Source organism: Actinocorallia sp. API 0066, from assembly GCF_020991275.1.
In the GTDB taxonomy this organism is placed as follows: domain Bacteria; phylum Actinomycetota; class Actinomycetes; order Streptosporangiales; family Streptosporangiaceae; genus Actinocorallia.
In genome coordinates, this window is the sequence record NZ_JAJLQY010000006.1 from 415,379 (window position 1) to 426,829 (window position 11,451).

The window sequence follows — 11,451 nt, forward strand, 5'->3', positions numbered from 1 at the left end:
ATCAGGAAGCACGGCACGTCCACACAACGGTCCCGGGAACGCTCGGCAGCGGCCGCCACGCGACGGGATGGCCAGGCCACGTCAGCTCGATCGGGGCGCCCGGCCGCCACGGGACGAGCACCGCGCAGACCCCGGGGTGCACCGAATCACCCGTCTCGTACCACCCGATCCGCGTCCACGACACCCGGTGGTACAGCGCCGCGCGCGCCTGCCAGGGCACGTCCCGCGCCGTGAGCACACCGCCCTCGGGAAGCCCCGCGTCCGGCACCTGCTCGGCCCGCCACGGCGCCGTGACGCTCGTCAGCGCCACGAGGTTGACCAGGGCGAGGACGAGCGCCCGCCGCTGGACGAGGGCGAGCACGGCCAGCAGGGCGGCGGCGGACGCCGTCGCGGCGCCGAGTTCCAACGCGTCGTCCTCACCGGTCAGAAAGATGATCTCGGGAAAGTCGAAGGCGATGAAGACGGCGTCCTCCAACCGCCCACCCGCGTAGCCGGCGACGACCCTCGCGGTGACGGCGAGCCCCACGACAGCGCCCAGCACGGCCCTGCGATCGGCGAGCGCCCTGAGCCCGACGAGCGCGTGGACGAGGGCGAAGCAGGCAAGGTAGCGCCCGTAAGCAAAGTTGCCGACCCGGTTCTCATCCGGGAGCGCCGCCATCGACGCGTACGCGATACCGAAGGTGACCGCACACAGGACCAACGCAAGGGGATGCCCACGTACCGCCGCCGCGACCACGACAACGAGGCCCACGCCCGCCAGGCCCCAGGTCGCGGCGATCATGTACCAGAGCTGGCCCGCCGCGCCGGACAGGGCCCAGAGTTGGCCGTCCACGCTGAGCATTCGGTCCAGGAGCGTGCCGCCGAGGTCGAGCGCCCCGTCCGGGTAGAGGCGGGCGAGCAGGAGGCCGTTGAGCCGCACGACAGCCCAGCACCCGGCCGCCACGACGGCCAGTCCCGCGAACGCGGGCCGTCGCCTCCCGCGCACCGCCAGGAGCAGCGCGACGACATGGACGGCGAGGAGCACCGCGCCCCGCGCGTGGACGGCCCACGCGTAACAGGCGAGCAGGCTCGCGGGCACCGCCGCGCCCCTGCCGTCCAGGAAGCGGCCGAGCGCGAGCAGCCATGCCAGCACGACCACCGGAAGCACGGCGTCCGCCAAAGCGTGCCGTCCGAAGACGACGACAGCGGGCAGCAGCGAGGCCGCCCACGCAAGCGGCATGCTCGTCAGGCCGATCCGTTTGAGCGCCACGTACGCGAGCGGAAGGGCGAGCGCTCCGACCAGCGCGTTGACGAGCATCACCAGCCGGTACACAAGCACGGGATCCTCGGTGACCCAGAAGACGGGCGTCAGAAGCAGCGGATACCCGCCCTGGTAGAAGGTGTGCCCGGACAGGTCGGCTCCGGGCCCTCCCGCCAGCAGCCGCGCCGCGACGAGGTACCCCGCCTCGTCCGGGTGGGCGGTGGGCCCGAGCCGGTGCCAGGCCAGCCCCCACCGCACCACCGCCTGCCCGAGCCAGCCGAGCAGCAGCAGCCGGACGCTGTGGTTCCCGCCGCCCGTCAGCGGGTCGAGCGACGGCCGGGCGCGCAGAACGAGGGACACTGCGTCCTCCCTGTTTTCGGGCGTGCGGGAGCCCCTGAGGGGCCGTGAGCCCGTGCGGAGCGCGGGTGCGTAACCCGGCGTTACCAGGCGATGTCGGCGGGGGTAGCGCCGTCCGGCACGATGACGGTGTCGGTCCCGTCGACGTGGCGGATGGTTCTACCGCCCGCCTGGAGGAGGAGTTCCGTGCCCTTCGGGTGCTGTGCCAGCAGGACGGGGCCCTCGGCGCGGAGCGATCCCGGCGGGCCCAACGGGCGCGCGGAGCCCCCGGCCGCCTCGACGAGGCTCAGCGCGGTGCCGGAGCCCCACGGCTCGCCGAACACACAGATGATCCGTGCCCCGTCCGGCGTGATCATCGCCTGGGACAGCCGCGCCGGTGCGAGCCGGTCGTGCAGCGCGTCGCCGCCGACCCGCGCGAGCGGCGTCGTCACGTCGTCGGGATCGGCCGTCCGCACGACGAGGAGTTCACCGCGCCCGTCCTCGGCCTCCTTCCGGAACACCGCGAGGTCGCGCCCGTCCGGCGTGTAAGCGAGGCCGAGCACCTCCCCGCCACTCGGCCACGTCGTGGTGGTGTCCTTCCAGCGATGGGCGATCCGTGCCTCTCCGACGGGCCCCTCGACGCCCTCCGACGTCACCCAGCCCGGCCTGCACGAACGGTAGGAATAGGCGATCGCGTCGCCTTTGGGGGTGGTGGCCAGCCTGTGGGGCCCGGTGTCCGCCGCCTCGAACGCGACGGGCTCCGTCCCCCAGCTCGTGAACCGGCCCCCGGCGGAGATCGCGATACGGCGGACCCCGTACGTCGCGCATCCGGGCGCGGTGGCCGTGCTCTCCCGGACCAGGAGGAGGTAGGTGCGCGCGTCCGGGTCGCCGTCCTCGGGCACCGGCGCGACGGCGAGGAAGTCCTCTCCCCCGCCCGCCGCGTTCGTGTCGAGCAGCGCGCCCGTCGCCGTCGCCCGGACCTCGAACCGCGCCGGTGCGGCGCCCTGCCCCCGGTGGACGGCGACAAAGAACGGTGGTGCCGCGCCGATGTCGGGTACGGCCGCCCGGACGTCGGTGTCCCGCGTGTCGTCGGGCAGGGCGGACGGCATGAGGACCACGAGGGCGGCGGCGAGGGCCGACCAGAGAGGCAGGAGCCGCTGCCAGCGCGCGCGCTGGCGCGGCGTGTGGCGGAGCGGGCGGGGGCGGTCGGCCACGAGGTCGCCGGTGTCCCGGAGCGCTGCCCTGAGCCGGTCCTCGACGGTCATCGCGTGGCCTCCAGTTCGCGTTCGAGCGCGGCCAGGGCGCGGGACATGGTGGACCTGACCGTCGAGGGCCGGATCCGCAGCACCACGGCGATCTCGGCGTCGGGGAGGTCGGCGTAGTAGCGCAGGACCAGCACCTCGCGTTTGCGGCGCGGCAGCCGGTGCAGGGCGCGCATCACCTCGCGGTGGTCCTCGCCGAGCATCGCCGCCGCCTCGGCCGACCACACCGGCGGCAGGTGGCGTTCGGCGTGGCGGTGCGCGAGTTTGCGCCTGCGCAGCACCGAGCGGCACCCGTTGAGCACCGCCGCCCGCGTGTAGGCCAGCAGTTTGCCTTCGTCGCGGAGTGCGGGCCGCTCGCGGTGCAGGCGCACGAACACGTCCTGGACGACGTCCTCGGCGGTGGCCTCGTCGCCGACCAGCATCACCGCGAGCCGCACCAGCCCGGTCTGGTGCTCCCGGTAGAACGCGGGCAGCGCGTCCCGGTCGGCGATCGCGGCTGGCCACCGGATCACGTGTTCCCTCTCCATACCAAGAAGACCCACAACCCCGGACAGTTGCTGCTCTAACCGAGCAACTTTCTCAAATCGACTGCCCCCTTCTTCGGTCTTGTCCCGTTTTCCCGGATCAAGATCAAGGGAGTACCCCAAGCTCCATAGAGGTCGGCGACTGGGACAGGCGACGTGATCCGGGTCACGTTAGGTGCGGAGGTCCGGGTGTCAGGCTGGGGGGTTACCTCGGTGTGTGTAGGTGATGGGAGGGTGCCTTCTTTCTGGGGTGGGGGGTGGTGGGGAGGGTGGGGGGACACGAACGAAGGAGGGGTTCTGGTGGTTCTGGTTACTGGGGTTTCTGGGGGGCTTGGGGGGTTGGTCCTTGAGGGGCTGGCCGGGGTTGGGGATGTTGAGGTGGTTGGGGGGAGTAGTAGGGAAGGAGGGGCGGAGAGGCGGGTGGACTTTGACGAGCCTGGGACGTTGGTGGGGGGGTTGGCCGGGGTCGGGGTGCTGGTCTTCGTGTCGGCGGGGTACGCGGAGGACGACGTGGTCAGGGCGCGGCACGGGGCGCTCATCGACGCGGCGGTGGAGGCGGGGGTGCGGCATGTCGTGTACACGAGTCTCGTCGGGTCGGCGGAGCTGCTGAGCATCGCGGCGGCGCACCGGTGGACGGAGCGGCGGCTCGCGGCGGCGCCGTTCGACGTGACGGTGCTGCGCAACGGCCTCTACGCCGAGATCGCCGCCGGGCTCGCCGCGGACAGTGCGGTCGGCGCAGCCGAGACCGGGGTGTTCGCCGCGCCGTTCGGCGTTGACGGGCGGCTGCCCGTGGTGGCGCGGGCCGATCTGGCGGACGCCGCGGTGCGCGTCGCCGCCGACTCGGCCCGCGACCTCGCCGCCGGGCGCGCCAGCAGGCACGCGGGCCGCGTCTACGAGCTGGAGGGGACCCCGATCGGCGCCGCCGACCTCACCGAACTGCTCGCCGCCGCGGTCGGCCGCCCCGTCCGCTACACCCCCGTCTCCCTCGCCGACCTCCGCGCGTTCCTGCCCCTCACCGGCCAGGAGCCCTACCAGGTCGCGCACAGCGTCTCCCTGTTCTCCCTGGTCTCCTCCGGCCTCCTCACCGACGTCCCGAAAGGCGACCTCACCACCCTCCTGGGCCGAGAACCCCGCCCCGTCCGAGACCTCATCACCACCACCATCACCACCCGCCTCAACCCCTGACCGGTCCGCTCCGCGACGGACGCACGCGTGCCTCACCTCCCAACTGGTCGACGCCGCGACACGACACCTCGCCCGCCGCACCTCCTGGCTGGTCGACGCTGCTGCGGGACGCGTGCCTTACGTCCTGGGGGTGGGTGTTGCGGCGGGGTGTGGGGACTGGTCGGCGGCGTCGAAGGTGGCGCGGGCCTCGTTGATGGCGGGGCGGTGTTCGCGGGACCAGGCGGCGAGGCCGTCGACCATCGTGGCGAAGCCGAGGCCCAGGTCAGTGAGCTGGTATTCGACCTGGGGCGGGACGGTGTCATGCACGGTTCGGCGGACGAGGCCGTCACGCACCAGCCGCCGGGTGGTGACCGTCAGCATGCGCTGCGAGATGCCCGGCACCGCACGCTGCAGTTCCCGGAACCGGTGCGCGCCCTTGCCCAACGCGACGACGACCAGCACCGACCAGCGGTCGCCCAGCCTGTCCAGCACCTCACGGATCCCGCAGTCATCCGCACAAGGCTCATACGTCATGCCCGGACAACGACCCGCTCCCCCGCCCGATTCCCCGGCGGCGGCCGCCAGCCCGCGTGCGGGAGGCACTGCCGGACTCGGCGGGCCCCGGGACGGGGGTCAAAGGTCGGGGAGCGGGACGGACGGGTCGGTGAGGCGGGCCGGATCCACCGGGCGATGGGAGCGGATGAGGGCCTGGAGGTCTTCGGTGACGTCCCAGGTGTTGACGTTCATGGCGGCGACGACGCGGGACGCCGAGAGCCAGAAGGCGATGTACTCGCCGGAGTCGGGAGCGCCCCGGAAGACGACGGTGTCGTAGGTGCCGGGGGCGGCGAGGCCGGAGAACTCCATGCCCATGTCGTACTGGTCGGAGAAGAAGTAGGGGACGCGGTCGTAGACGACGTCCTGCCCGAGCATCGCGCGGGCCGCGGCCGGGCCGCCGTTGAGCGCGTTGGCCCAGTGTTCGACGCGCAGGTGGCGGCGGTACAGCGGGTGGTAGGCGTTCGCGACGTCGCCCGCGGCGAAGACGTCGGGGTCGTCGGTGCGCAGCGAGGCGTCCACCAGGACGCCGTCCTCACACTTGAGGCCCGCCGCCTTGGCCAGCGAGTCCTCCGGCGTCACGCCGACGGCGACGAGCACGAGGTCGGCGGGGATCTCGCGGCCCCGGGACGTGGTGACGTGGTCCACGGACGCCCCGGCGCCGCGCAGCGCGAACAGCCCGTCGTCGAAGATCATCTTGACGCCGTGCGCGCGGTGCAGCGCGGCGAACAGCTCCCCGGCCTCGGGGCCGAGCGGCGTGTGCAGCGGCCCCGACTCGGCCTCCAGCACGGTGACGTCGTTGCCGTAGGTGCGGGCCGCCGCCGCCACCTCAAGGCCGATCCAGCCCGCGCCGACGATCACCACGGTGCGGTCGCCCGGCGCGAGCCGTTCGCGCAGCGCGAGGGAGTCGCCCCGGGTGCGGAGCGTGTGCACGCCGCCGAGGCCGACGCCCGGCACCCGCAGCACCCGTGGGGTGGCGCCGGTGGCCAGCAGCAGCTTGGTGTACTGGAGCGCCGCCCCGTCCGACAGCCGCACCCGGTGCCCGACGAGATCGAGCGCCCGCGCCTCGACGCCCTCCATCAGCCGCACGTCGTGCGCCGCGTACCAGGACGCGTCGTGCACGTACACCGAGTCGTCCGCCGCCTTGCCGAGCAGGACTCCCTTGCTCAGCGGCGGCCGCTCGTAGGGGCGCTCGTGCTCACGCCCGACGACGACGATCTCGCCCTCGCACCCCTCGGCCCTGAGGGTCTCGGCGGCCTTCGCCCCCGCCAGCCCCCCGCCGACGATCACATACGTGCCCTTCCCCGCCATCGCGACCTCCCCGCGCTCGTTCCCCGTACGACGCCCGCCCGGCCACCCGACCGCACCGGACGCCCACGCCGCACCCCCACACTGTCACATCCCGTGTCCACCCGACCACGCACCCTGTGGATAACTCCGCGGGCGGGGCGCGCTCCGGAGGTCAGGGGTGGAGGCGGGCGTGCCAGGCCAGGGCGCTGGTGTCGGTGAGGGAGGCTATCTGGTCGACGATGACGCGGCGGCGGGCGGCGGCGGTGCCCGCGTCGGCGTAGGCCCAGCGGAAGAGGGGCTCCAGTGTCTCCGGGGCGCCGGCGGCGACGGCCTCGGCGAGAGAGGTGATGACCTCGCGTTGGCGGGCGCGGCTGGCCTCGTAGCTCACCCAGACGTAGTGCGCCGTGACGGCCTTGAGCAACGACACCTCCTGGCGGATGTGCCGGGGGACGATGAGGTCGGCGTCGTAGCGGGTGAGGCGGCCGGGGCCGAAAGCCTCGCGCGTCGCCTCCTCCGCGCCCATGCAGAAGCGTCCGATGAGCCAGCTCGTGAGGTTCTTCAGCGCGGCGTAGGCGCTCGCCGTGTGGTCGATCTCACCCGGCCAGAACGGCTGGGCGAGCAGCACGGTGAACCGCTCCTCCAGTTCGGGCGCGTCGCCCTCGCTGCCGTACATCTTGGCGGCGACCTCCGCGACGTCCCGCCGGAGCAGCGGGTCGGCCAGCATCCCGAGGTGGACGGAGCCCGTCACCAGCGCGTCCTCAAGGTCGTGCACCGAGTAGGCGACGTCGTCCGACCAGTCCATGACCTGGGCCTCGAAGCACGTCCGGTCCGACGGGGCCTCGGCCCGGACCCACAGGGCGACTTCGAGGTCGTCGTCGTAGACGCCGTACTTGGCCGGGTTGTCGCGCCGCCGCCACGGATACTTCATCGTGGCGTCCAGGGACGCGCGCGTCAGGTTGAGGCCGACGCTGCGGCCGTCGGAGGCGAACGACTTGTGCTCCAGCCTCGTCAGCAGCCGCAAGGACTGGGCGTTGCCTTCGAACCCGCCGCACTCGCCCGCGAAGACGTCGAGCGCCTTCTCGCCGTTGTGCCCGAAGGGCGGGTGTCCGAGGTCGTGCGCGAGGCAGGCCGTCTCCACGAGGTCGGGGTCGCAGCCGAGCGACTTGCCGAGCTCACGTCCGACCTGGCCGCACTCCAGCGAGTGGGTGAGCCTGGTGCGCTGGAAGTCGTTGGACCCGGGGTCGCCCACCTGGGTCTTGGACGACAGCCGCCGCAGCGCCGCGCTGTGCAGCACCCGGGCGCGGTCGCGCTCGAAGGCGGTGCGGTCGCGGCGCTTGGGCACCTCGGGGGCCCAGCGCTCGATGTCGAAGGAGGTGTAGCCGTTCATCCACCGAGGATAGAGGGAGGGAGTGACAGCGTGGTGACGCTCACGTCTTCGCGCGGCTACGCCCCAGCAACACGTAGTAGAGGTAGCCGCCCGTCTCCCGGACGATCGAGTGCATCTGGGTGTCCCTGGTGAGGACGCTCGGCCCGCTGCGGGTGGGCGACGAGACGGCCTTGATGCCGTTCTCCGAAGCCATCTTCTGTGAGCGGAGGCTGTGCCAGGGGTCGGTGACGACCACGCCGGTCTTCCAGCCGTTCTCCTTGTAGGTCTTGCCTACCGCGACCATGCTCTGGAGGGTGTCCCTACCGGTCTCGACGGCGACCACGTCCCCGGCGGGCACCCCCAGCCGGATCAGGAAGCTCCGGCCCGCGGCGGCCTCGGTGACCCTGTCTCCGGTCTGCTTGCCGCCGACCGTCACGATCTTCGGGGCGACCTTGTCGGTGTACAGCTCGAACGCGTGCCTGAGCCGGTACTCCAGGTAGGGCGAAGGGCGGCCGTCGTACTGCGCGGCCCCCAGGACGATGATCGCGTCGGACTTGGGCCGGTGGTCCTGGCGCGCCTCGTACCAGACGCGCCAGCCGACGGTCAGGGGGGTGAGCACGCCGACGGCGATCACGACGAACAGGACGCGTCCGGTCCACACCAGGAACCGGGACCGCCCGCCGCGCCGCCTCCCGGGCCGCGCCGGCCCCGCCGCCTCGGCACCCTCGTCCTGCCTGCTCATCACATCCGCGTCCATCGCCATCGTGGCACTCACACTATGTGAGACGGGCGCGGAGATCGCGGAGTTCGGCCCGACGCCCCGCCTTGCGGAGCATCGGGCCGACACCCTGTCAGCGGCTGTCGCTGCCCGTCGTCTCGACGGACGCGCGGCCCGCCTCAAGGCGCGCGACGGGCACCCGGAACGGGGAGCAGGACACGTAGTCCAGGCCGACCTCGTGGAAGAAGTGGACGGACTCGGGGTCGCCGCCGTGTTCGCCGCAGACGCCGAGCTTGATGCCGGGACGGGTCTTGCGGCCCTCCTCGACGGCGATCCGGACGAGGCGGCCCACGCCGTCCCGGTCCAGCGTCTCGAAGGGCGAGACGCCGAAGATGCCCAGGTCGAGGTAGCGGCTGAAGAAGGACGCCTCGACGTCGTCGCGGGAGAAGCCCCACGTCGTCTGGGTGAGGTCGTTGGTGCCGAAGGAGAAGAACTCGGCGCCCTCGGCGATCTGGCCCGCGGTGAGGGCCGCGCGCGGCAGCTCGATCATGGTGCCGATGAGCGCCTCGACGCCGCCGCCGACGTCGGCGAGCACACCTTCGGCCTCCTCGCGGGCGTGCTCCAGCTCCTGGATGGAGCCGACGAGCGGGATCATGATCTCCGGCCGGGGGCTGCCGCCCTCGGTGAGGCGCTGGGCCGCAGCTTCAGCGATCGCCCGTACCTGCATCGCGAAAAGGCCAGGAATCACCAAACCCAGCCTCACACCTCGCAGACCGAGCATAGGGTTCTGTTCGTGGAGGCGATGGACGGCCTCCAGGAGCCTGCGGTCCTTCTCGGAAGCGTCGGCACCGGCAAGTGCCACCTTCACCGACAGCTCGGTCAGATCCGGGAGGAACTCGTGCAGCGGCGGGTCGATGAGCCGGATCGTGACCGGCAGCCCGTCCATCTCCTTGAGGATGCCGTGGAAGTCCTCCCGCTGCAGCGGCGCCAGGGCGGCCAGGGCGGTCTCGCGCTCGGTGTCGGAGGTGGCGAGGATCAGGTCCTCGACGAGCTGCCTGCGGTCGCCCAGGAACATGTGCTCGGTGCGGCACAGGCCGATGCCCTGCGCGCCGAACCGCCGCGCGCGCGCGGAGTCCTCGGGGGTGTCGGCGTTGGACCGGACGGCGAGGCGGCGCACGGAGTCGGCGTGCGTCATGATCCGGTGCACGGCCTGGACGAGCTCGTCGCCGTCCTCGGGGGCGAGGGCGCCTTCGAAGTACTGCACGACGGGCGAGTCGCTGACGGGCACCTCACCGAGGTAGACGGCGCCGGAGGTGCCGTCGATGGAGATGACGTCGCCCTCGCGGACCTCGGTGCCGTTGACCCGGATGACGCGGTTCTTGACGTCCACGTCGAGCTCTTCGGCGCCGCAGACGCAGGTCTTGCCCATGCCGCGGGCGACGACGGCGGCGTGGGAGGTCTTGCCGCCGCGGGAGGTGAGGATGCCCTGCGCGGCGATCATGCCGGTGAGGTCGTCGGGGTTGGTCTCGCGGCGGACCAGGATGACCTTCTCGCCGCGCGCGGCGGCCTCGACGGCTGCCTCGGAGGAGAAGACGGCCTTGCCTACGGCGGCGCCCGGGGAGGCGTTCATGCCCTTGGCGATCTGCTTCTTGGGGGCGGCGGCGTCGAAGCGGGGGAACATGAGCTGGGCGAGCTGGTCGCCGTTGACGCGGTGCACCGCCTCGTTGAGGTCGATGAGGCCCTGGTCGGCGAGCTGGCAGGCGATGCGGAACGCCGCGGCGGCGGTCCGCTTGCCTACTCGGGTCTGCAGCATCCAGAGTTTGCCGCGCTCCACGGTGAACTCGATGTCGCAGAGGTCGAGGTAGTGGTTCTCCAGCTTCTCCATGATCGCGAGGAGCTGGTCGTAGACGTCCTTGTTGATCTTCTCGAGCTCGGCGAGCGGGACGGTGTTGCGGATGCCCGCGACGACGTCCTCGCCCTGCGCGTTCTGGAGGTAGTCGCCGTAGACGCCCTGGTGGCCGCTGGCGGGGTCGCGGGTGAAGGCGACGCCGGTGCCGGAGTCCATGCCGAGGTTGCCGAACACCATCGAGCACACGTTGACGGCGGTGCCCAGGTCGGCGGGGATGCGCTCCTGGCGGCGGTAGAGGATGGCGCGGTCGGAGTTCCAGGAGTCGAAGACGGCCTTGATCGCGAGGTCCATCTGTTCGCGCGGGTCGCCGGGGAACTCACGGCCCGTGTGCGCGCGGACGATGCCCTTGAACGTGTCGACGAGGCCGCGGAAGTCGTCGGCGTCCAGGTCGAGGTCGTCGGTGGTGCCCTTGGCGTGCTTCAGTTCTTCGAGGGCCTCTTCGAAGAGGTCTCCTTCGACGCCCAGCACGGTCTTGCCGAACATCTGGATGAGGCGCCGGTAGGAGTCCCAGGCGAATCTGTCGTTGCCGCCCGCCTGCTTGGCCAGGCCCAGCACGGACTCGTCGTTCAATCCGATGTTGAGGACCGTGTCCATCATGCCGGGCATGGAGAACTTGGCGCCCGACCGTACGCTGACCAGCAGCGGGTCGTCGGCCTGGCCCAACTGTTTGCCCATGGACTCCTCCAGGGCGGTCAGCTTGGCGGTGATCTCCTCCGCGAGGCCGTCGGGGGTCCGTCCCTCGGCCAGGTAGTGCCGGCAAGCCTCCGTGGTGATGGTGAACCCCGGAGGCACAGGAAGGCCCAGGTTTGTCATTTCGGAAAGATTTGCACCTTTTCCGCCCAGGAGATCTTTCAGATCTTTGTTGCCCTCGGTGAAGTCGTAAACGAACTTCGGCACGGCCAGCTCCTTCCACCCTTTGGGCGTGAACTGTACCGGTTGCCCAGTTCAGACCCCTTCACCCTATTCTCCCAGAGGACAAACCCCCTGGTCAGAGGGGGTGCCGTGGTCTAAGCCAATCGTCTTGTTCCAGAAACTTTGCGTTCTTTTCACACTGGATTGGAGCGTGCCCACCCGTGAAAACCGGGGAAGC

9 protein-coding genes are annotated in these 11,451 nt (G+C 71.6%); 1 reads left to right on the forward strand and 8 read right to left on the reverse strand.

All coding sequences use genetic code 11. The features are described from left to right. Position 1: 1 nt before the first annotated feature. The 3 genes from LO762_RS18155 to LO762_RS18165 all read right to left on the reverse strand — a co-directional run bounded on the left by LO762_RS18155 (position 2) and on the right by LO762_RS18165 (position 3,350). On the reverse strand, positions 2–1,600 hold the full coding sequence (locus LO762_RS18155) for a hypothetical protein (RefSeq protein ID WP_230616599.1): 1,599 nt from the start codon (positions 1,598–1,600) through the stop codon (positions 2–4). Positions 1,601–1,680: 80 nt separating this feature from the next. Beyond that, entirely contained in the window at positions 1,681–2,841 is a 1,161-nt protein-coding gene (locus tag LO762_RS18160; protein WP_230616601.1) for a hypothetical protein, read from the reverse strand. Further along, positions 2,838–3,350 (reverse strand): RNA polymerase sigma factor, encoded by a 513-nt coding sequence (locus LO762_RS18165; protein ID WP_230616603.1) that lies wholly within the window; start codon positions 3,348–3,350, stop codon positions 2,838–2,840. Before LO762_RS18165 ends, LO762_RS18160 begins: the two co-directional genes overlap by 4 nt. 432 nt (positions 3,351–3,782) lie before the next feature. Between LO762_RS18165 and LO762_RS18170 the strand changes: the two genes are divergently transcribed. Further along, positions 3,783–4,547, forward strand: coding sequence for an NmrA family NAD(P)-binding protein (locus tag LO762_RS18170; RefSeq protein ID WP_230616605.1), 765 nt, complete (start codon positions 3,783–3,785; stop codon positions 4,545–4,547). A gap of 117 nt (positions 4,548–4,664) precedes the next feature. Here the strand turns inward: LO762_RS18170 and LO762_RS18175 are convergent, their stop codons facing one another. The 5 genes from LO762_RS18175 to ppdK all read right to left on the reverse strand — a co-directional run bounded on the left by LO762_RS18175 (position 4,665) and on the right by ppdK (position 11,258). Then, on the reverse strand, positions 4,665–5,060 hold the full coding sequence (locus LO762_RS18175) for a helix-turn-helix domain-containing protein (RefSeq protein ID WP_230616607.1): 396 nt from the start codon (positions 5,058–5,060) through the stop codon (positions 4,665–4,667). A gap of 99 nt (positions 5,061–5,159) precedes the next feature. Continuing rightward, entirely contained in the window at positions 5,160–6,389 is a 1,230-nt protein-coding gene (locus LO762_RS18180) for an NAD(P)/FAD-dependent oxidoreductase (protein ID WP_230616608.1), read from the reverse strand. A 151-nt stretch (positions 6,390–6,540) separates the two neighbouring features. Further along, positions 6,541–7,755 (reverse strand): deoxyguanosinetriphosphate triphosphohydrolase, encoded by a 1,215-nt coding sequence (locus tag LO762_RS18185; protein ID WP_230616610.1) that lies wholly within the window; start codon positions 7,753–7,755, stop codon positions 6,541–6,543. Between the two features lie 40 nt (positions 7,756–7,795). Beyond that, a complete protein-coding gene (locus LO762_RS18190) occupies positions 7,796–8,476 on the reverse strand; it encodes a YdcF family protein (protein WP_230616612.1) in 681 nt (226 codons plus the stop codon). 109 nt (positions 8,477–8,585) lie between these two features. Continuing rightward, positions 8,586–11,258 carry a pyruvate, phosphate dikinase gene (ppdK, locus tag LO762_RS18195; RefSeq protein ID WP_230616614.1) on the reverse strand — a complete coding sequence of 891 codons (2,673 nt, stop codon included), beginning with the start codon at positions 11,256–11,258 and terminating at the stop codon, positions 8,586–8,588. Positions 11,259–11,451 lie beyond the last annotated feature (193 nt).